This window comes from Dietzia sp. CH92 (assembly GCF_032248695.1).
In the GTDB taxonomy this organism is placed as follows: Bacteria; Actinomycetota; Actinomycetes; order Mycobacteriales; family Mycobacteriaceae; genus Dietzia.
In genome coordinates this window covers 293,823-314,774 of the sequence record NZ_JAVHXC010000003.1, presented here as the reverse complement: position 1 = coordinate 314,774, position 20,952 = coordinate 293,823, and the positions used below count along the sequence as shown (strand labels likewise).

Sequence of the window (20,952 nt, the reverse complement as noted above, 5' to 3'; positions counted from 1 at the left end):
CGGGCGAGCGGCGGTCGACCAGCGGCCGCCGCCGAGTGGGTCCGCGGCCAGTCTCCCGGGCCCGGCCCCGGCCCCCGCCCCGGTTTTGGACGCAGCCATGGCGAAATTGGCAGCAGCCACGGCGAGTTCTCGCGTTCATCGCCTACATGGCTGCTGCCAATTTCGCGTCAGGGCCGGCCTAGTGGTGCTGGTCGGCGTCCCGGCGCACTGCGATCATGCCGGTGCTCCCCGGCGAACGTCCGGACCTGCGCCGCGAACCGGGCCGCGAGCGCCGGATGCCCCGCCCAGTGCGTGTGCAGGTAGGAGGCGTGGACCGAGCCGGTGACGAACCCCTCCGGCCCGGCGCTGCTCATCCACGCAGGGGCCACGTCGGGCCCAGCCGCGTAGCCCGCCCCAGCCGCACCCGCTGGTGGCGTGACCGCCGTGCGGTGGAACTCGTGCCCGGTGACCTCGGCGCCGGCCGCCGCGAGGACGCTGTCCGCGGCCGCCGTCGAACGGCGATAGGCCAGCGTCAGGCGGGGCGCCATGGCGGCATCGGCGTCGACAGCCCCCACCATCGGAACCCCGTCGAGGCTGCGGCAGAGATAGAGCAGCCCGGCGCATTCGGCGACCGTCGGCACGCCCGCGGACGTCACCGATCGCAAGGACCGGAGCATCGGCTCGTTGGAGGCCAGCTCAGCGGCGTGGACCTCGGGGAAGCCGCCTCCCAGGTAGATCCCCGCGGTCCCCTCGGGAAGCCGCTCGTCGACCGTCGGGTCGAACTGCGCCACCGAGCAGCCGGCGGCCTCGAGCAGCTCGACGGTCTCGGCGTAGCGGAAGGTGAACGCCCGGCCACCGGCTACGGCGACGAGGGGGCGCGCGGAGTTGTCGTCGTCGCCCTCACCAGGTCGGCCACCCACGGCGGTGTCACCCACAGCGGTGCCACCCACCGCGCCGGCGACAGCCTCCCGCGCCGACCACGCCGGGCCCGCCAGCGCCGGCGCCGATCGCGCGATGCGCACCACGGCCTCGAGGTCGATCGCGTCGGCGACCTTCGCGGCGAGGTGGTCCAGCGACCGCGCGGCCTCGGGGCGTTCGGCGGCGGGGACCAGGCCGAGGTGGCGGGAGGGGGCAGTGACGTTGTCGTCGCGCTGAAGGACCCCGAGCACCGGGATGCCGAGCGGGGCCAGCGCGCGCCGGACCTCGTCGGAGTGGCGCACCGAGCCGGCCTTGTTGAGCACCACGCCGGCGATCCGCAGGTCAGGGCCGTAGGCGGCCATGCCCATCACGACGGCGGCGATGCTGCGGGAGGCGTGTGAGATGTCCACGACCAGCACGACGGGCGTGTCGGTGAGGCGGGCGACGTGGGCGGTGGAGGCGAATCCGTCGCCGCCGATGTGCCCGTCGTACAGGCCCATAACGCCCTCGATCACGGCGATGTCCGCGGTGCGGCCGGCGTCCCGCGCGCCGTGCTGGAGCAGGGGGACGATGCGCTGCTCGCCCACGAGGTGCGGGTCGAGGTTGCGGCCGGGTCGGCCGGTGGCCAGGGCGTGGTAGCCGGGGTCGATGTAGTCGGGCCCCACCTTGTGGCCGGACACGCGCAGGCCGGAGCGGCGCAGCGCGGCCATGAGGCCGGTGGCGACGGTGGTCTTGCCGTGCCCGGAGGCCGGGGCGGCCACGACGATCCGCGGCAGCGCGGCCGCGCTCACCATTCGATGCCCCGCTGCCCCTTCTGCCCGGCGTCCATCGGGTGCTTGACCTTGCCCATCTCGGTCACCAGGTCGGCCACCTCAAGAAGCCGGGGGTCGGCGTCGCGGCCGGTGATCACCACGTGCTGCCGCCCGGGCCGCGAGGCCAACGTCTCCGCGACGTCGTCGACGTCCACCCAGCCCCACTTCATGGGATAGGTGAACTCGTCGAGCAGGTACAGGTCGTGGCGCTCGGTGGCGAGGCGGCGCTTGATCTCGGCCCAGCCCTCGGCGGCGTCGGCGGCGTGGTCGGCTTCGGTGCCGCCCTTGCGCGACCACGACCACCCCGAGCCCATTTTGTGCCACTCCACGGGTCCGCCCTCGCCGGTCTCGGCGTGCAGTTGGCCGAGGCGTTCCATGACGGTCTGCTCGCCGATGCGCCACTTGGCGGATTTGACGAACTGGAACACGCCGATGTCCCAGCCCTGGTTCCACGCGCGCATGGCCAGGCCGAACGCGGCGGTGGACTTCCCCTTGCCGGGCCCGGTGTGGACCATGACGAGCGGCCGGTTGCGGCGCTGTCGGGTGCTGAGGCCGTCGTCGGGGATGATCTCGGGCTGTCCCTTGGGCATCAGGCCACCTGCCTTTCGGTGCTGGTCGGGGCGGTGCGGGCGCGGACGGTGCGGGTGAGGCCGTCGGCGGTGACCTCGCCCAGGGCGAGGTGCTCGGCGCCGAGGTGCGCGGCGAGGTCGGCGGCCAGGCCCATGCGGAACCGGCCGGTCTCGCAGTCCACCACCACGGACGTCACGCCGGTGGCGGCGAGCCCGGCCGCCGCGCGGTGGGACCGGGCGAGGGCGTCCGGGCCGGAGGTGGCGCGGCCATCGGTGACGACGACGACGAGAGGCCGCCGCCGCGGGTCACGAACGCTCTCGATCCGCAGCACTTCCGCGGTGGCGAGCAGCCCTTCGGCCAGGGGAGTCCTGCCGCCTGCGGGGAGTTCGGCCAGGCGGGTGGCGGCCACATCGACCGAGGACGTGGGCGGCAGCGCCACCTCAGCGCTGGACCCGCGGAAGGTCACCAGGCCGACCTTGTCGCGGCGGCGGTAGGCGTCCAGCAGCAGGGAGAGGATGGCGGTCTTGACCTGTTCCATCCGGGTGCGGGCGGCCATGGAGCCGGAGGCGTCCACGCAGAACAGCACGAGGTTGGACTCGCGGCCCTCGCGGACGGCCGAGCGCAGGTCGCGGGGCTCGAGGCGGAGGCGGGTGTCGGGGCCGCGTGCGGCGGAGGCGTCGGGCCCGCTGGCGGTCTCGGTGCTGCCGACTGTGCCGCGACCGCGCGCGGCCTGGAACGGCGCGGCGGCCCGGATCGTGGCCGGCAGGTGCAGGTCCGAGCCGGTGAAGGCGCTCGAGCCGGTGCGCCGGCCGGAGCTGGTGAGGGCTCGTGATCGCCGGCCCGTGGTGCCCTCGCCCGTGCCGGCGACGGCGAACAGGCGGGTGCGGTACGGCTCCGATGCGCTGACCACGGTGCCGGGTTGCGTGCCGGGCTGTGGCTCGGATCCGGCGCCCGCCGATGGGGTGAACGGCTCGGGCGGGGTGTCGTAGTCGCGGTCGTCGGCCGCGTCGGCCTCGTGACCCTCCTCCGAGGACTGCTCACCTCCGTGCGGGTGAATCGCCGGATCGTCCTGCTCGGCGTGCTCGGCCGATGCCCCGGCGGGGGCCTGGTCGGCGGACGGGGCGTCCGCGGGGCCCGATTCGCTCGCGCCCTCGTCGCTGTCCGCGGGGTCCGTTCCGTCGGTGGGGGCGTCGTCCCGGGGGTCGGGATCGGGCTCGTCGTCGTCGCCCAACAGCCGCTCCAACAGCTCCTCGTCCAGGCCCGGCGCGTCGAACGGTGCGCGGCGCCGGCGGTGCGGCAGCGACATGAGCGCGGCGACCCGGATGTCCTCGCGCGTGATGCGGACGCGGCCCTGCCACGCGGCGTGCGCGGCGGCGGTGCGAGCGGTGACGATGTCGGCGCGCATGCCGTCCACGTCGAACCCCGCGCATACGGTCGCCACCTTGGTCAGCGCCCACTCGGTGAGCTCCACCTGCCCGATCCGCTCGCGGGCGGCGACGATCCGCTCGCGCAGGGCATGCTCGTCGTCGGCGAAGGCGGCGGTGAACGCGGCCGGATCGGTCTCGTACGCCACGCGGCGTCGGATCACCTCGGCGCGCAGGTCGGGCTCGCGCGGCGCGGCCACCTCCACGGTGAGGCCGAAGCGGTCCAGCAGCTGTGGGCGCAGCTCGCCCTCCTCCGGGTTCATGGTCCCCACCAGCACGAACCGGGCGGCGTGCTCCACGGAGACGCCGTCGCGCTCCACGGTCACGCGGCCCATCGCGGCGGCGTCGAGGAGCTGGTCCACCACGTGGTCGTGCAGCAGGTTGACCTCGTCGACGTAGAGGATCCCGCGGTGCGCGCGGGCCAGCAGTCCGGGCTCGAACACGGTGACGCCCTCGCTGAGCGCCTTCTCCAGGTGCAGCGACCCGGCGATCCGGTCCTCGGACGCGCCCAGCGGCAGCTCCACCAGCCGCACGGGCCGCGACTCGATCGGCGCGTCGTGGGGGATGGGCCCGTCGGGGGTCGCGGCGCCGCGGTCGGCGGGCGCGCTGGAGAAGCGATCGCCGGCGACCACGTCGATGGGCGGCAGGATCCCGGCGAGGGCGCGGACCATCGTGGACTTGGCCGTGCCCTTCTCGCCGCGGATGAGGACGCCGCCGACCGACGGCGACACCGCCGTGAGGATGAGGGCCAGCGCCATGTCGTCGGAACCGACGACAGCGCTGAAGGGGTAGTGCAATGGCATGGGGGCTCCCGCTCTCGTCTGCCAGGCTGGTCAGCGCGAGGCCGGTCTCCGGACTTCCCGGCTCATCTGGCGACGGTGCGCGCTGGCGCGGTGTCGCGAGAGGCCGGGTTACCGTAGCGGGCCCTGTGCCGGATTCTCACCGGCTTCCCTGATTCTCCCCTCCGCCCGCTCTCGCGGCCGTGGGGCACCTCGTGCTGTGGGTCGTGTTCGGTTGTGGTGCCTCAGGCTAGCCCAGCCGCCGGTCGCCAGCGGCACAGGGGAGCATCGGCCTGCCCGGTTAGACGGCGCCGAGCTCGCGGGCCCGGGCCACGGCTGCGGTCCGCGTGGTGACGCCGAGCTTGTCGAAGATGTGCACCAGGTGGGTTTTGACGGTCGCCTCCGACACGTTCAGCGAGGCGGCGGCCTGCCGGTTGGTGGCACCGTCCGCCACCGCCCGGAGGACCTCCGTCTCGCGATCGGTGAGTAGTGGACGCGGGTCGCGGAGCCGGCCCATGAGCTTGCCGGCGACGGTGGGGGAGAGCGCGCTCTCGCCCGCTGCGGCGGCGCGGACCGCGCCCAGGAGTTCGTCGGGACCGGCGTCCTTGAGCAGGTATCCGCAGGCGCCGGCCTCGATCGCGCCGAGGATGTCCGAGTCGGTGTCGTGGCTGGTGAGAACCAGGACCTGGGGAGGGTCGGCGAGCTCCCTGATCCTGGCCGTGGCCCGGACCCCTGCGGTGGCGTCGCCGGAGAAGCGCAGGTCCATGAGCACCACGTCGACGTCCCCGATTCGGCAACGCTCCACGGCTGCCCCGGCATCGGCAACGTCGGCGATCACGTCGATCGACGGATCGGAGGCGAGTAGCGCGCGCAGCCCCGTCCGCACCACCGCGTGGTCATCCGCGATCAGCACCCGCACCCTCGTCACAGCTCCTTCTCCGCGGTCCCCGTGGGCAGCACCGCACGGACGGTGGTGCCGACGCCCACCTCGGACTCCACCTCGAGTGTCCCTCCCAGGTCGTCGACCCGCCGGGCCATCCCGTCCAGCCCGAACGAGGCCGCGGTGCGAGGGGCGGTGGTGTCGAAGCCGCCGCCGTCGTCGGAGACCTCCAGGGTGACCGAACCGGGGCGGTGGTGCAGCGCGACCCGGATCCCGCCCGGCGCGCCGTGCCTGACCGCGTTGGTCAGCGCTTCCTGCGTGACCCTGACGAGGACCGCCGACAATTCCGCCGGGGGGTCGGCGGACAGATCGCCGCCCACCGACACGGCGACGCCGGGGTTCTCGGTTTCCACCCGCTCGGCGACCCGGCGCAGGGCACCGGCCAGCGAGACGCCGTCGAGAGGTGCCGGGCGCAGCGCGGCGATGAGCCTGCGCGTCTCGGTGAGGTTCTCGCGCGCCACCTCGCGAGCGAGACGGATCTGCTCGACCGCGGGATGCGAGGGATCCGCGCGCTCGGCGGCGTGCAGCAGCATCCCGATGCTCGAGAGTCCCTGTGCCACGGTGTCGTGGATCTCGCCCGCCAACCGGGTCCGCTCGGCCTCTCGGCCCACCTCCCGTTCCCGCGCGGCGAGCTCGGAGCGCGTGTCCATGAGCTCGGCGATCACCGCGCGCCGGGCCTGCGACTCGCGGTGCAGCGCGCGCACGCCGGCCCCCAGGCCGAGAGCCACGAGCGCCCCCACCGCCGGCCCGATGATCCCCGCCGCGGTGAAGCTGCCATGCAGGCCCAGGGCCAGGACGGCCACGACGGCGAGGAGGACCACCGCCGCCGCGCCCGCCCACACGCCGAGGAGGAACTGGGACAGGAAGAACAGCGGGAACACCAGGTAAGCGGCCTCGGGGACCTGGACGACGAGAGCCGCCCACAGCCCGACGACGACGCCCAGCCACCCCAGACGGATGGTGCGGGTCGCCTCGCGACGGCGCTCCCACACGGTCCCGATGCAATACACCGCGGCGAATCCCGCGGCGGTCACCACTGCAGGGACGTTGAGGACGCCGTGGGTGCTGCTGTGCGCGCCGATCAGGGTGAGCACGAGCAGCGCCGCCACCAGCGTGTGCAGCGCGATCTGGAGCTGCGTGAACACCACACGCACGCCCGCGGACTCGGGCGGGAGCTCCGCGGCGCTGGCTGGTGCAGGGGTCACCCGCTCGACGCTAGTCGCCGCGAACCGGGTCCGGCATCCATCGAAAGGTGGAGGCGGGACCCGCCTTTCGGTGCCGGAGAACCAACCTCGCGGTCGATCCGGTGTGGGGCCTGTGAGTCGAGCCTTGAGGTATGCCGTCGGAAAGGGAAAACCATGTTCTTCGCACTTCGTGACCTCCGTACCGCGAGGTGGCGTTTCGCCCTCATCACCGGGGTCGTGCTGCTGCTGTCGGTTCTGGTGGCGGGCCTGCTCGGTCTGACCGCCGGTCTGGCGAACCAGAGCGTGTCCGCTCTCCGGGCGCTCGGTTCGGGCGGATCGAGCTTTGTCCTGCCCACTGACGACAAAGGCGTCGTCGACCTCGATCGCGCGGCCCTCACCGACAGGCAGGTGGAGGAGATCTCGGCGCTGGACCCCTCCGCCGTGCCGGTGGGACTCGCCCGGGTCACCGTCGACGACGGGACGGAGACGGGCGCGTCCGCCGTCGCCGTGGGCCTGGCGGAGCCGGTGGGCTCGGTGTCCCCGCCGCCGCGGGGGGAGGTCCTCGTGTCCACCGGGGTCGACGACGAGGTGGGCGGCGGCGCGGCGGAGATCGGAATCAGCGGCCACACACTCGCGGTCTCCGGGGACGCCGGCGATCTGTGGCACTCGCACACGCCTGTGCTGGTGACCGACCTCGACACGTGGAGGGAGATCGCCCCTCGCGGCGGCGCGGCCACCACCATGGCGGTGTCGGCGAACGCACTCCCTGAGTCCGCTGTGGCGAACCAGGGACTCGGGCTGGTCGACCCCGCGGGACTCGTGGGCGCGCTGCCCTCGCACCGGGCGGAGAACACCTCGCTGAGCACCATGACCTACATGCTGCTGGCGGTCACGGCGCTGGTCGTGGGGGCGTTCTTCACCGTGTGGGGAATGCAGCGCCGTCGCGATGTGGCCGTGCTCAAGGCGCTCGGCGCGTCCACGACCGTGGTCGTCCGCGATTCGATCGGGCAGGCCGCGATCGTGTTGGCCGTGGGCATCGGTGGCGGGGTGGGGGTCGTCGCCCTCCTCGGCCTGGCCGCGGGAGGCACCGTGCCGTTCGTGGTGTCGGAGGGGACGACGCTCCTGCCCGCGGCGTTGCTCGCCGGGCTCGGCCTGGCCGGCGCCGCCGCCTCGCTGGGCCCGGTCATGAAGGCCGACCCCAACTCCGCGCTGGGGGCCGCCCGATGAGCAGCCCCGATCGCAGCCTTCTTTCGCCCATGGAGCCGCCCTCCGACTTCTCGCTACAGCCGTCCATCACCGGAAGGAATCACATGTCTCGCTCCGCTCTGCTCGAAGCGCCGTCGACCACCGTGCTGAGGATGAAGGACGTCCTCCTGACCTTTCCCGACGGTGAAGGCAGGGTTACTGCCGTCGACCACGTGTCGCTCTCGATCGAACGACGGCGCAGTCTCGCGGTGACGGGCCCGTCAGGCTCGGGAAAGTCCAGTCTGTTGGCGGTGGCGGCGTCCCTGACCACGCCTGACTCCGGGCAGGTGTGGCTACAGACCCGCGACGGCATGGTGGACCTGGCCGCAGTGAGCCCTGCGCAGGGTGCGGAGTTGCGCCGGAAGGACATCGGCATCGTGTTCCAGCAGTCGAACCTCATCGAATCGCTCACGGCACGTGAACAACTCGAGGCCATGGCCTGGCTCGGACCGCGGCCGTCACGGGCACGGCGCCGCGACGCCCGAGAACGAGCGGACGAACTCCTCGGTGTGGTCGGCCTGGGTGACGCTGGAGAGCGGGCGGTCGGGGCGCTGTCCGGGGGCCAGCGGCAACGGGTGGCGGTGGCGCGCGCCCTCATGAACCAACCGGCGATGGTGCTTGCCGACGAGCCCACCAGCGCGCTCGATTCCGAGTCCGGTGGGGTCGTGATGGATCTCCTGCTGGGTACCGCCCGGGATTTCGGGGTGGCACTGATGCTTGTCACTCACGACGCCTCGATGGCGGCGCGGTGCGACTCGCAGCTCCGTCTGGTCGACGGAGCAGTGACGTCGTGGACCGGGCGGGATCGGCAGCCGCGCGGAGGCTCGGTCGTCTGACTGGGCGCCGGGACAGTTCGGTGGAGGCTGTAGGGTTCCGCGTCATGACAGCGCGGGTGACGGTTGTGGGGATCGGCGGTGACGGCTGGGCGGGTCTCGACGCGGCCCGCCGCAGGGCCGTCCTCGGTGCTGAGGTGGTGCTCGGCGGCGACCGCCATCTGGCGATGCTCCCGGGCGACGTCACGGCCGAGCGGGTGCTGTGGCCGCGGCCTTTCCGTGACGGCGTGGCGGAGCTGGTGCAACGGTTCGCGGGCCAGCGAATTGTGGCTCTGGCCTCGGGTGATCCGCTCGTAGCGGGAGTTGGTACGACGTTCGTCGAGCTGTTCGGTGCGGACGCCGTGGACGTGCTGCCGGCGGTCTCCTCGGTGGCGCTGGCGCGGGCCCGGATGCGGTGGCCCGCCGAGTCGGTGGCGGTGCTGCGGGACCACCGTGCGCTGCCGCGCGAGCTCTCCCCGGGCCGGCGTCTGCTGGTGCTGTCCGCCGACCGGCACACCCCGTCGGCTGTCGCCGCGATGCTCTGCGACACCGGGTTCGGGGGGAGCGCGATGACCGTCCTCGCAGACCTCGGCAGCCCCTCGGAGTCCCGCGAGCGGTGTGCGGCGCGGGACTGGGGGGCCGGCCGCGAAGCACCGCAGCTGCACGTGCTGGCGATCGAGTGCGTGGCCGACGCCTCCGCCCGGCCGCTCGGCCTGGCGCCGGGGCTGCCCGATGACGCCTTCGAGAACGACGGCCAACTCACCCGCCGCGACCTGCGGGCCTCGGCGCTGTCCCGGCTCGCGCCCTCGGCCGGGGAGCTGTTGTGGGATGTGGGCGCCGGTGCCGGGTCGGTAGGCATCGAGTGGATGCGGATTCACCCCACCTGCCGGGCGATCGCGGTGGAGGCCCACCCCGAGCGGGCGGCCCGGATCGGACGCAACGCCGAGGCTCTGGGGGTGCCCTCGCTGGAGATCGTCCAGGGCCGTGCCCCCGAGGCGTTGAAGGGCCTGCCGCGACCGGATGCGGTGTTCATCGGCGGGGGCGGCACCGCCCCCGGCCTGCTGCGGCAGTGCTGGAACGCGCTCGTTCCGGGCGGCCGGCTAGTAGCTCACGCGGTGACGCTCGAGACCGAGCGGGTGGTGATCGACGCCCGCGCCGAGTTCGGCGGCGAGCTGACGCGGTTCCACGTGGAACACAGTGATCAGATCGGCTCGTACACCGGCTGGTCGCCGGCTCGGGCCGTGGTGCAGTGGGCGGCCGTGAAGCCGCGTGGTGATGAGATGGAGGAGACCTTGTGACCGTTCACTTCGTGGGGGCCGGTCCCGGCGCCGCGGACCTGCTCACGCTGCGGGCGGTCACTCTCCTGCGCGCTGCTGATGTGTGCTTGTACGCGGGGACGTACCTCGATGAGGGAGTGTTGGAGCACTGCCGTCCCGAGGCCCGGTTGGTCGATACGCAGAACCTGGACCTGGACGGGATCATCAGCGAGATCGTCGCAGCTCACGGCGCGGGGCTCGAGGTGGTTCGGCTGTGCTCGGGCGATCCGTCGATCTACTCGGCGCTGGCCGAGCAGACCCGTCGGTTGGATGCGGCCGGGCTGCCGTGGGCTGTGGTCCCGGGAGTGCCCGCCTACGCTGCAGCCGCCGCCGAGTTGGGCGTTGAGCTGACGGTTCCCGAGGTGGTGCAGTCGGTGGTGCTCACCCGGGTACAAGCCCGGTCCACGGCGATGCCCTCGGCCGAGGCACTGGAGAACTTCGCCGCCACCGGCGCCACGTTGGTGCTTCATCTGGCGATCACTCGCATCCGCGAGCTGGCCGAGCGACTGGTCCCCACCCACGGCGCGGACTGTCCGGTAGCCGTGGTGGCTAGCGCGAGCCGCCCGCACCGCGTTGAGCTGAGGGGGACTCTGGCCGACATCGCTGATGCCGTGGAGACGGCCGGGCTGCGGCAGGCGGCGGTGATTCTGGTGGGCCGAGCGTTGGTCAGGCCCGGAGATGCGGAGTCGTGGCTGTATGCGTCGAGCCCGGATCGGGAGGCGAAGCGGCGGGGTTAGGCGGCCCGACGTGAGGGGTTCTCCAGAGGGGGCGCCGTGATCAGTCCAGATGTCGGCGCGTCTGGATAGCGGCAGATTTCCATGCTCTACCGAGGCCCGAGGCGAAGGGGTCGGCGCACGGGCCAGCATATTTCGACTCCGAGAACGATGCTCTCGGGCAACTAGGGCATCAAACGCCGCCAGCGGGCCTCAGAGAAAAGCTTCGGTGTCGAACCGTGGGGTTGCCGGGGTGTCGTGCCGAGCCTCCACATGATCGACTTCGGTGCGCCAGCAGGTCCGGCGCCGTCATGGCAATCTGGCTGACCAGCCGCTGCCCCGGCTCTCCTGCACCCGATGTCGGTCTCGGGCGGTGCCGTCAGTCAGGCGGCTGCGCTGCCGCTGACGGTGGCGAGTAACTCCCCGCCTCACGTGTTCCTGCCTCCGGTTCCCTTGCCGGGCGGTGTCCCCGATACGCCCGGCGGGGAGAGCGTGTAGCTCGATGCTTGACGTTGCGCTCGCGCCGTCGGCAACTGTCCGAAGACGCTGCGGAAGTTCGAGACGGGGTGGTGTCGCCACACCGGCCCTTCCGAGGGGCGCAGCGATCGCCGACGTCCTCGATCTCTCGGCGGTCGGGTCTGCGGCTGACCGTGGCAGTGCGGGGTCGGTGCGGCCGTTCACCCGCGGCCCCGTGGATGTGCGGACGACGCGGGCTCGCCGGGATGATGCTGCGCGACGTCGAGCAGGACCACGTGATCTGCGGCGGCGAGAAAGTTCTCGTCGTGTGTCGCGAAACCTACGGCTGCGCCCCGATCTGCGGCCTGGTTGACCAATAGTTCGTGGATGCGGAGCCGGCTCGCGGTGTCGAGCCCGGTGTCGGGCTCGTCCATGAGCACGATGTCCGCGCTGCTAGCGAGTGCCTGAGCGAGGAAGGCGCGTTGCCGCTGGCCCCCGGACAGCTCGGTGAGGGGACGGTAGTCGAGGCCCGCCAGACCCACCGTGTCGATCATCTCCGAGACGGTCTTCCGCGCCTGTCTCCTGCCGACTCGTCGACCCCACGTTCCCATGGAGACGGTGTCGCGCACTGTGAGCGGCAGCGTCTCCGGAACAGCCGGGCGTTGCACTACCAGCGAGACGCTGCCCAGCCTGCGGATCGAACCTCGGTGCGGGGTGCGAACTCCGGCGAGTAGTTCGATGAGCGTCGACTTCCCTGAGCCGTTGGGGCCCGCGATCCCCGTCACGAAACCCGGCTCCAAGTCCAGGCAGGCCTCGTGTAGGACCACTCGTTCCCCGTATGCGTAGCACAGGCCGCGGGCACTAATCGCTGGCGCTGTCAGAGAGTTCATCGGGATCCTCGCTATTGAAAATGATTACCAATAGCATTAGCGTACTGGATCGTGTCTTGGCTCAGTGATCCCTTCAGCACCGCGTTTATGGCCCGTGCGCTCGTCGGCGGCGTGATCGTGGCTGTCATCTGCGGCGTCGTCGGCACCTGGGTGGTCATCCGCGGCATGGCGTTCTTCGGGGAGGCGATCGGGCACGGAACACTCCCGGGCGTCGCGTTGGCCACCGTCCTCGGTTTCCCGGTGCTGGTGGGAGGAGCGGTCAGCGCAGTGGCGATGAGCGCGGCGATCGGGGCCCTGCAGCGGCGGGGACGACTGTCGTACGACACCACCATCGGGCTGCTCTTCGTCACCATGCTCTCGGTGGGAGTGATCATCGTCTCCCACTCCGGCAGCTTTGCGACCGACGCGACGGCCATCCTCTTCGGCGACATTCTGGCCATCCGGTTCCCGGAACTCGTCACCCTGGCGGTCGCACTGGGGGTGACGCTGGCGGTAGCGGCTTGCTTCCACCGGGCGTTCGTCGCAGCCGCGTTCGATCCGCGGGTGGCCCAGACCCTCGGGCTCCGGCCGAGGAGCGCCCAGGTGGCCCTGGTGGGGCTGGTGACCCTCGCGGTGGTCGCTTCCTACCAGGCCGTCGGGACCCTCCTGGTGGTCGCGCTCATCCTCGCCCCGGTGGTCGCAGCGAACCGCTGGACTAGGCGGATCCATTCGACGATGGCGCTCGCGGTCGCCTTCGGGAGCGCAGCCGTGGTGGTCGGCCTGTCGGCGTCCTGGCACTTCGCCACGGCCGCCGGCTCCTCCATCGCGTTCGCCGCGATCGCACTGGCGGGGGTGTCGGCCCTGGTGCACTCCGCCCACCAGTTCGCGCGGGCGCGTCGGCTGAACCATCACCCGCCCGCCCGCCGGGAGTCCGGAGGAGCCGCCATCCCGCCCGCACCGACCGCCCCGGGATCCCGGTAGCGCAGGGGACATCGACCGCCAGGACACCGACCCGGTGAACATAACCACGAGAAAGCAGGAAATGCGCACCTCCAGAACGCTCGCTCCCCTAGGAGTCGCCGTCGTACTTGCCCTCGCGGGATGCGGGGGCGGGACCGACGCCCCGGATCAGGGGACTGACGAGTCCGCGACGGCGGCCGAGGACTCCTTGTCCGGGCAGGACACGGGCGCCGGGCACGGATATATCGAGGGGGCGGAGGAGGTCACGGAACCGCAGCTACACCTAGTGAGCATCGACTCCGACGGAGCGATCGGGATGGTGAACCTGTTGGACGGGACCGTCTCCGAACCGGGGATCGTCGGCCCGCCGTCCGCGGTCACCTCGGACGGCCGGTACCTGTTCGCCGACACCTCCGGTGGTGTCGAGATCGTCGACAGTGGGGTGTGGACCTGGGACCACGCGGACCATTTCCACTACTACCGCACGTCCCCGATAGTCCTGGGGGCGGTGGAGGGCGAGGGGCCGGCGGTCGTGGCGACCTCCGGCAACGCGACGTCGGGTGGGACCGCGCTGTTCTTTCCCGTCTCGGGAGAGGTGGTCCTGCTGAGCAATGACGCACTCTCGCGAGGCAGGATCGAGGAAGTTTTCCGCGTGGAGACCGACCCGCACGACGGGTTGGCCGCCCCCCTCGGTCGGGGAGCTGTTATCACCTCGGCCGACGAGTCGGGCATCGCGGCCCAGGTGCGGTTCCACGGCGCCGACGGCGCAGCCGTCGAGGCTGCGGGGGCGGATTGCCCTGAGGCGCGGGGCGCCATCACCTCCCGCATCGGGTTGGTCGTCGGCTGCGCTGACGGCGCGATCCTCGCCACCTGGGAGGCGGACGAGCCCCGGTTCGAGCACATCCCCTACCCGGAGGGCGCGGACCAGCCGCGCGCGACGGACTTCCGGGGCCGTAAGGGGCGTCCGGTGGTGGCCGCGCTCGCCGGGGACGCGGGCTTCTGGCTGCTCGACACCCGGTCGCGTGAGTGGAACTTCGTGCCGACGGAGACGCCGCTGGTGCAGGTGTCGGCGGCGAGTGACAACGATGCCCACGTGGTCGCCCTGGACCGTCAGGGCCGGGTCCACGTCTACGACGGTGAGACCGGTACGCAGATCGCGTCGACGGAGGAAGTGCTCGCCGAGGCGGTCTCGAGCCCGGAGCTCCTTTCAGGGGTGGACCTCATCGTCGACCGAGAACGCGCCTACCTCAACGACCCCGTCAAGGGTGTGGTCCATGAGATCGACTACCGCGGTGACGCCCGGATCGCCCGCAGCCTAAAGACCCCGACAACCCCCGACTTCTACGCGGAGACCGGGCGATGAGGCGCCGGACCGGTTTGTCCGCGGCCGTCGTCATCGCCGCCCTGGCCGTGGCCGGGTGTTCGGCCGCAGGCGGCGGCGTGGATGACGTGCCGAACATCGTGGTGACGACCAACATCCTGGGCGATGTGGTGGAGAACGTGGTGGGGGAGGCGGCTGGCGTCACGACGTTGATGAAGCGCAACGCCGACCCCCACTCGTTTGAGATCTCCGCCCGGGAAGCGATCCTGATGGACCGCGCCGACCTCGTGGTATCGAACGGGCTGGGGCTCGAGGAGGGGTTGCAGCAGCACCTCGACCGGGTGGCCGGCACCGGCGTGCCGATGTTCGTCGCCGGGAATCAGATCGAAGTCATCGACTACTCGGACGGGGATGCGGGCGGCACTCCCGACCCGCACTTCTGGACAGATCCGGAGCGCGTGATCGACGTGGTCGACGCCCTAGAAGCCGAGCTGCTCACCGTCGAGGGCATCAACCGCGATGCGGTCGAAGCCAGCGCCGACCAGTACCGTGACGAGCTCATCGCGCTCGGCGAGGAGATGTCCGCCGCGTTCGTCGCCATCCCGGACGACGACCGCACCCTCGTCACCAACCACCACGTCTTTGGTTACCTCGCCGAGCGTTTCGACTTCCGCGTCCTCGGCGCGGCCATCCCCGGCGGTACCACCCTCGCCTCCCCAAGTGCATCCGACCTGAACGACCTCGCGGCTGCGATCACCGAAGCCGGAGTTCCCTCAATTTTCGCCGAATCCTCCCAGCCCGACCGTCTGGTGCAGGTGCTCGCGAGTGAGGCCGGGATCGACGTCCGGGTGATCGAGTTGTTCACCGAGTCGCTGACCGAACCGGGACAGGGCGCCCCCAGCTACCTCGAGATGATGCGCGAGAACACCGAGCGCATCGTCGACGGGCTCTCCACCTGACCACCCACGAGAAGAAGGACGACTGATGAGCACACCACGCACCCGCGGGATCGGAGCGGTCGCGACTCTCGCGACCGCCGCGCTGCTCGCCACCGCATGCGGCAATGGCGGCGACGCTGGCGTAGACGACGCCGAAGCGCAGAACACGGCCGCGGCCACCACCACTACCACCTCCGCGACCGCGGCGGGCGGCAGCGCCGAGAGCCGGCTCGTCGTGTCCTACGAGAACGGCATCGCCGTACTCGACGGCGAGACCCTCGAGGTGATCGACGAGTTCGAGTCCGAGGAGTTCACCCGACTGAACGCGTTCGGCGATGGCCAGACCGTCCTGGTGACGATGTCCGAGGGCTTCCAGGTGCTCGACACCTCGGAACCGGCGCTCACCGACCTCGTCATCGAGGCCGAGACCCCGGCACACGTCGTCCGCCACGCGGGAAAGACGGTCCTGTACGACGACGGGACCAGCGACACCTTCGTCATTGACACCGAAGCGCTCCGCGAGGCCGGCGGGGAGCTCCCCGAGTTCGAGACCGTCCCCGGCGAGGAGGCGCATCACGGTGTGTCCATTGTGCTGACCGACGGCACCTTCCTCACCACCATCGGCAACGATGACGGCCGCACCGGCGCCCGGGCCATCAATGCAGACGGCGAAGAGATCGCCCGCAACGAGGACTGCCCTGCCATCCACGGCGAGGGCACAGCTGCCGACGAGACGGTGATCTTCGGTTGCGAGGACGGCGCCCTGATCTTCCACGGCGGCGAGTTCGAGAAGCTCGACGCCGCGGACGAGTACGGCCGGATGGGCAACGCGTACGTCACCGAGGACAGCCCGCTCGTGGTGGGTGACTACAAGACCGACCCTGACGCCGAGGGCGTTCTACTCAGCATGGTCGCGCTCATCGACACCGAGGCACGCACCCACGAGGTCGTGGAACTTCCGGACGGGATCGAGTACACCTGGCGCGGCGTCGTGCGGGGGCCGAACGACATGGCCTACCTGCTCGGCACCGACGGAGCGATCCACGTCATGGACCCGGCCACCGGAGCGATTTCGGAGAGCTACGACGTGATCGACCCGTGGGAGGGGCCGGCGGAATGGCAGAACGCGCACCCGTCGATCGTGCTGAGCGGGGACATCGCCTACGTCAGCGAGCCCGCCAAGAACACGGTGTCTGCGGTCGATCTCACCGCAGGTGAGGTCATCGCCACCGGCGAGATCCCCGGCGAGCCGAACGAGATGTCCGTGGCCCTGGGTTAGGGCCGACGACCGCACGACGAGGCGCCACTCACAGTGGTCCGAGCTCGCGGGCGCGCGCCACGGCCGCGGTCCGCGAAGTTACGTCGAGTTCACCCGAAGAAGTGAACGAGGAGTGGCTTGACCGTCGCCTTCGACGCGTGCATGGCGGCGACCGTGGGGGCGAGCGTACTCTCCCCCACGGCGCAGCCCGTTCGGTCACCACATCGCGCACCCGGATCTCCTAGGCGATGGTGTCGACCCGGTCGACCTAGCCGGCCCCTTCGTGCCGGAAGAGCCGGTGTGCATTGTTGACCCGACCGAATGCGTGGAGCGAACCCGCGGGGGCTCCATGCGTGCGGCCGGTGAGATCGACAGGGTGTCCGGCCCCGTCGGCGGAAGCCCCGGCACCCCGGCTCACGGTCTACAGCCAGCCGACGGGCTGGGGCGCGCGGCGGCCCCAGCCGACGGTCTGCAGTAAAGGCTCGTCTAGACACAGCGCGGGATACCCCAGACACAGGTACGCCATCGGTCGCGCGCCAGCAGGAAGCGGGACGGCGTCGCTGAGGTGGGCGGGGTCGACGAGACTCACCCATCCCATGCCCAGGCCCTCGGCGGTTACCGCGAGCCAGAGCAGGGTGATGGCCGAGACCACGCTGTACTCGGACGCGGTCGGCATGCTGGTCGTGCCCAGCGTGGGGCCGGCGGGTGGTAGGTGGCTGACGATCAGTCCGACCGGGGCTTCCAGAATTCCCTCGAGGCGGAGCGAATTGTAGAGGCGACGGCGCTCGCCCTCGAACCGCTGGGACTCGGCGGCGCGAACCTCACGGAATCCCGCGTGAATAGCCTCGCGTGCCCCTCGGTCCTGGACCACGGTCACGTGCCACGGTTGACTCAGGCCCACGCTTGGCGCCACGTCGAAGACCTCGAGCAGTCGCTCGATGGTCTCCCGAGGGACCGGGTCGGAGAGAAAGTGGCGGTGATCCCGACGGGTCGTCAGGATGCGCCACAGCGCCTCTGCGTCGCGATCGGCCGGCTGGCCAGCGGCGTCGAGGGCGCCGGAGTGCGGCTGGGGCGGGTGGCCAGGGGCTGAGTTCATGCGCGGACGAACCTCGGGCTCCACGCTCGCCCGGATTCGGTGAGCCGGGTTCCTGACGCGCCCACGAGGAGCAGGCACTTCATGTCGATCGAGGCGCAGTCGAGCTTGCCGAGCGTCGTGACCGTGAGCGACTCCTCGGCCCGTCCGACGTCGCGGCCTACGACGACCGGCGTGGCGGGATCGCGGTGACGCAGCAGTACCTCGCGGGCCTCGGCCACCTGGTGGGTGCGCGAGCGGGAGGCCGGGTTGTAGATCGCGAGCACCAGATCCGCAGCAGCGATCGCGTCGAGGCGGCGCTCGATGACCTCCCACGGCTTGAGTCGGTCCGAGAGGCTCACCACCGCGAAGTCGGCGCCGATCGGCGCACCCGCACGGGCGGCCACCGCCTGGACTGCTGAGACGCCGGGCGCGACGCGGATGTCGATCTCGGCGTACGCGGGATCCTCGGCGGCCTCGAACACGGCCGAGGCCATGCCGAACACGCCGGCATCGCCGCCGGAGACCACCGCGACCCGCTCGCCGGCCAGCGCCAGATCGAGGGCGAACCGTGCCCGGTCCACCTCGACGGTGTTGCCCGAGGCGTGCCGGGTGAGGCCGACTCGCTGGGGGACGCGGTTGACGTACGGGGCGTAGCCGACGATGTGGTCGACCTGCGACAGCACCTCGGTGACCTCGGGGGTGATCCAGCAGTCGGGGCCGGGCCCCAGGCCCAGCACGTGGACGACCGGGCCGGTGTCAGCCGTCGATGAGGCGGGCGCGGCGGGTGCGGACATTGCGGTGGTGGTGCTGGACAAGGGACCCCCGCGACGCCCGGTCGGGTCCTCGTGGCGCGAATCGCCGGGGACCACGATGAGCGAGAAGTAGGGGACCGAATCCGGGTCGACGTCGGCCACGGCGTGGAACTGCTCGGCGGTCATCGAGGCGCGCTCGACGTACACCGCCCCGTCGACGCGGCCGGCGGCCTCGAGCGCCCGGCGGACGGCGGGGAAGTTTCGGCCGAGCTTCATGATGATCGCGCCGTCGGTGTCGGCCAAGCGGCGGGCGAGCTCGGGCTCGGGCAGCGTGCCGGGCAGGACCGTGAGGACGTCGGTCTGCCGAACCAGGGGAGTCGCGGCGGTGGCCGTCGCGGCGGCGAAGGCCGGTACGCCGGGCACGATCTCGGTCTCGAAGCGGGGTGAGAGCCGGTCGTGCATGTACATGAAGGAGCCGTAGAACAGCGGGTCTCCCTCGGACAGCAGCACCACGTCGCGGCCGGCGGCCAGGTGAGAAGCAAGCCGAGTGGCGCTGCGCTCGTAGAAGTCCGCGATCGCGCCCGCGTAGCCGCCGGGGTGGTCGGTGGTGCCCGTGGTGACCGGGTACTCGAGCCGCTCCTCGATCGCGGCAGCCGGGATGAGGTCGGCGGCGATGCGCCGGGCGTTGGACTCCTTGCCGCGGCCGGCGTGGAACGCCACCACGTCGGCGGCGCCGATCAGCCGGGCGGCCTTGAGGGTGAGCAGTTCCGGATCGCCGGGGCCCACGCCCACCCCGTACAGGCGGCCGCTCACTCCTGCTCCTGGGCCAGGGCGTTGAGTGCGGAGGCCGTCATCGCCGAGCCGCCGCGCCGGCCGTGGACGGTGACGAACGGGATGTCGATCCCGTGGTCGCTGGCGAACGAGGCGAGTGCGGCCTTGGACTCGGCCGCGCCGATGAAGCCGACCGGGCAGCCGACGATCGCCGCCGGGCGGGGAGCGCCGTCGAGCAGCATCTCCAACAGGTGGAACAGGGCAGTGGGGGCGTTGCCGATCGCCACCACCGCGCCGTCGAGGCGGTCGCCCCACAGCGACAGGGCGGCGGCGGAGCGGGTGGTGCCCATCTGTGTGGCCAGGTCGCGCACACCGGGTTCGCTCAGCGTGCACACCACGTCGTTGTCGCGGGGCAAGCGAGCGCGGGTGACGCCGGAGGCCACCATGTGGGCGTCGCAGAGAATCGGCGCGCCGGCGTTCAGGGCGGCCCGGGCGGCGGAGACGAGCCGGGGATGAATCTCCAGGTCGGCGGTGAGGTCGGTCTGCCCGGTGCCGTGGATCATCCGCACCGCGAGCCGTTCGGCATCCGCGGGAACACGCGACAGATCGGACTCGCGGCGGATGGTGGCGAAGGAGTCGACGTAGATGGCCGGGCCGTCGTCGACGTAGTCGTAGCGACGCGGCGGCCTCGGGGCAGCACTCATCAGGTCCTCCTCGGGGTTCTCGCCCCGGTGTGAGAAGTCGCAGCGCTGCGGCATGAGCAGCGCTGATCCCCGGTGAGTATCTGGCTGGGCCCCTCGCGCTCAAGGGGCCTCACAGTGGCGGAACCGCCCCGGACTCTCACCGGGTTCCTCGCCGTGGGACAGCTGGCAGCCTACGCGTGCACGGCCAGAACCCCACGCCACGGGGTGACGACGAGCTCGGTGACGCCGGGCGCGGTGAGTCGCTCGATCAGGGCGGGGGTCAGGACGCCGCCGGGTGCCTCGATGTGCTCGATCCGGCCCGCCGAACCGGGGACCGGCCCGAACGGCAGCGGATCCGCGGGCCGGGGCAGGCGAGGGTCGGGATCGACGGCCGGGACCAGCGACCGGGGCAGGGCGGTCGCCGCCGGATCAGCCTTCGCCGCCGCACCGGCCTGCGCGAGGAGCTCCCGCACGTGCCACGGCGCGTCCGGTCCGGTACCGCGAGCCTGCACGAACGCGCGGGCCAGCTCGACCAGACGGTCGGCGGCTCCTGCCAGTGGCACCACCTCCGACCACCGATCACCCACCCGCAGCTGCGCGCTCTCGGGATCCAGGGCGACCAGGCCCAGGTCGCAGGAGCGCTCGATGAGGTCGCCGGAGCCGTCGTCCAGCACGAACAGGAACCGCCCCGGCAGCCCGCCCAGCGACGGATCCGCCAGCAGTCTCGCGTCCAGGGCATCGGTCACCGGCCGCAGGTCCGCCCGGCCTAAGGCCTGCCCGCCGAGCGACTCGCCCAACCCCGTGAGCGGCGAGACCATCACGTTCCGCACCAGCTCGTGCCCGGGAGCGGGCAGGAGGCCGGTCGCGGCGATCGCCGACACCACCTCACCGGGGAGCTGCCCGTCCGGACCGATCGGCAGGGCCCGGAGCTGCAGGTTCGCGCGTGACGTGAGGTGCACGTTGTCGTCGTCGCCATATCTCGCGGCGACCCCGTGGAGCGCGGCCAGGGACGCCGGCGAGAGGCGGCCGCCCGGGACGCGCAGGCGGACCAGTGCGCCATCGGAGGCCGGCCACGGCCGCAACACTCCCGGGCACAGGTCGCCGCGGGTCCGGCGGAGGGGTTCGGAGATGCTCACGCCGGACAGTGTGCACCGGGGCGGCCGGAACTCGCGCGGCG

The 20,952-nt window shown here is 71.8% G+C and carries 18 protein-coding genes and 2 riboswitches; of the genes, 8 read left to right on the top strand and 10 right to left on the bottom strand.

What is annotated here, in order from left to right; translation table 11 throughout:
- Positions 1-167 precede the first annotated feature (167 nt).
- The 5 genes from RWK90_RS07900 to RWK90_RS07880 form a co-directional block, all read right to left on the bottom strand.
- Complete coding sequence (locus tag RWK90_RS07900) at positions 168-1,691, bottom strand: cobyrinate a,c-diamide synthase (protein ID WP_314036528.1); 1,524 nt, start codon at positions 1,689-1,691, stop codon at positions 168-170.
- Complete coding sequence (gene cobO, locus RWK90_RS07895; protein ID WP_314036526.1) at positions 1,685-2,299, bottom strand: cob(I)yrinic acid a,c-diamide adenosyltransferase; 615 nt, start codon at positions 2,297-2,299, stop codon at positions 1,685-1,687. Before cobO ends, RWK90_RS07900 begins: the two co-directional genes overlap by 7 nt.
- Complete coding sequence (locus RWK90_RS07890) at positions 2,299-4,506, bottom strand: magnesium chelatase subunit D family protein (protein ID WP_314036524.1); 2,208 nt, start codon at positions 4,504-4,506, stop codon at positions 2,299-2,301. The genes cobO and RWK90_RS07890 overlap by 1 nt, the downstream gene beginning before the upstream one ends.
- A 21-nt stretch (positions 4,507-4,527) precedes the next feature.
- Positions 4,528-4,713, bottom strand: a riboswitch (cobalamin riboswitch).
- A gap of 70 nt (positions 4,714-4,783) precedes the next feature.
- Positions 4,784-5,410, bottom strand: a complete 627-nt coding sequence (locus tag RWK90_RS07885) for a response regulator transcription factor (protein ID WP_314036522.1) — start codon at positions 5,408-5,410, stop codon at positions 4,784-4,786.
- Entirely contained in the window at positions 5,407-6,627 is a 1,221-nt protein-coding gene (locus RWK90_RS07880; RefSeq protein WP_314036520.1) for a sensor histidine kinase, read from the bottom strand. Before RWK90_RS07880 ends, RWK90_RS07885 begins: the two co-directional genes overlap by 4 nt.
- Before the next feature lie 153 nt (positions 6,628-6,780).
- Between RWK90_RS07880 and RWK90_RS07875 the strand changes: the two genes are divergently transcribed.
- The 4 genes from RWK90_RS07875 (at position 6,781) to RWK90_RS07860 (ending at position 10,716) form a co-directional block, all read left to right on the top strand.
- The gene (locus RWK90_RS07875) at positions 6,781-7,833 is read left to right on the top strand and encodes an ABC transporter permease (RefSeq protein WP_314036518.1); all 1,053 of its coding nucleotides are present in this window, start codon (positions 6,781-6,783) and stop codon (positions 7,831-7,833) included.
- 83 nt (positions 7,834-7,916) lie between these two features.
- A complete protein-coding gene (locus RWK90_RS07870; RefSeq protein ID WP_314037094.1) occupies positions 7,917-8,687 on the top strand; it encodes an ABC transporter ATP-binding protein in 771 nt (256 codons plus the stop codon).
- Positions 8,688-8,731: 44 nt separating this feature from the next.
- Positions 8,732-9,961, top strand: coding sequence for a precorrin-6y C5,15-methyltransferase (decarboxylating) subunit CbiE (gene cbiE / locus RWK90_RS07865; RefSeq protein ID WP_314036516.1), 1,230 nt, complete (start codon positions 8,732-8,734; stop codon positions 9,959-9,961).
- Positions 9,958-10,716, top strand: a complete 759-nt coding sequence (locus tag RWK90_RS07860; RefSeq protein ID WP_314036514.1) for an SAM-dependent methyltransferase — start codon at positions 9,958-9,960, stop codon at positions 10,714-10,716. Before cbiE ends, RWK90_RS07860 begins: the two co-directional genes overlap by 4 nt.
- A 653-nt stretch (positions 10,717-11,369) precedes the next feature.
- Here the strand turns inward: RWK90_RS07860 and RWK90_RS07855 are convergent.
- On the bottom strand, positions 11,370-12,038 hold the full coding sequence (locus tag RWK90_RS07855) for an ATP-binding cassette domain-containing protein (RefSeq protein ID WP_314036512.1): 669 nt from the start codon (positions 12,036-12,038) through the stop codon (positions 11,370-11,372).
- A gap of 51 nt (positions 12,039-12,089) precedes the next feature.
- Between RWK90_RS07855 and aztB the strand changes: the two genes are divergently transcribed.
- The 4 genes from aztB to aztD all read left to right on the top strand — a co-directional run bounded on the left by aztB (position 12,090) and on the right by aztD (position 16,515).
- The gene (gene aztB / locus RWK90_RS07850) at positions 12,090-12,998 is read left to right on the top strand and encodes a zinc ABC transporter permease AztB (protein WP_314036510.1); all 909 of its coding nucleotides are present in this window, start codon (positions 12,090-12,092) and stop codon (positions 12,996-12,998) included.
- 61 nt (positions 12,999-13,059) lie between these two features.
- A complete protein-coding gene (locus RWK90_RS07845; protein ID WP_314036508.1) occupies positions 13,060-14,340 on the top strand; it encodes an ABC transporter in 1,281 nt (426 codons plus the stop codon).
- Entirely contained in the window at positions 14,337-15,257 is a 921-nt protein-coding gene (gene aztC, locus RWK90_RS07840) for a zinc ABC transporter substrate-binding protein AztC (RefSeq protein ID WP_314036506.1), read from the top strand. The genes RWK90_RS07845 and aztC overlap by 4 nt, the downstream gene beginning before the upstream one ends.
- A 25-nt stretch (positions 15,258-15,282) precedes the next feature.
- Complete coding sequence (gene aztD / locus RWK90_RS07835) at positions 15,283-16,515, top strand: zinc metallochaperone AztD (RefSeq protein WP_314036504.1); 1,233 nt, start codon at positions 15,283-15,285, stop codon at positions 16,513-16,515.
- A 400-nt stretch (positions 16,516-16,915) separates the two neighbouring features.
- Here aztD and bluB read toward each other — a convergent pair whose 3' ends face one another.
- From bluB to RWK90_RS07815, 4 genes are all read right to left on the bottom strand, one after another.
- Complete coding sequence (gene bluB / locus RWK90_RS07830; protein WP_314036502.1) at positions 16,916-17,590, bottom strand: 5,6-dimethylbenzimidazole synthase; 675 nt, start codon at positions 17,588-17,590, stop codon at positions 16,916-16,918.
- On the bottom strand, positions 17,587-19,134 hold the full coding sequence (locus RWK90_RS07825; protein ID WP_314036500.1) for a precorrin-2 C(20)-methyltransferase: 1,548 nt from the start codon (positions 19,132-19,134) through the stop codon (positions 17,587-17,589). Before RWK90_RS07825 ends, bluB begins: the two co-directional genes overlap by 4 nt.
- Positions 19,131-19,796 (bottom strand): precorrin-8X methylmutase, encoded by a 666-nt coding sequence (locus RWK90_RS07820; protein ID WP_314036498.1) that lies wholly within the window; start codon positions 19,794-19,796, stop codon positions 19,131-19,133. The genes RWK90_RS07825 and RWK90_RS07820 overlap by 4 nt, the downstream gene beginning before the upstream one ends.
- Before the next feature lie 53 nt (positions 19,797-19,849).
- Positions 19,850-19,985: riboswitch (cobalamin riboswitch) on the bottom strand.
- Positions 19,967-20,911, bottom strand: a complete 945-nt coding sequence (locus RWK90_RS07815; RefSeq protein WP_314036496.1) for a nitrite reductase — start codon at positions 20,909-20,911, stop codon at positions 19,967-19,969. Its footprint overlaps the riboswitch before it by 19 nt.
- Positions 20,912-20,952 lie beyond the last annotated feature (41 nt).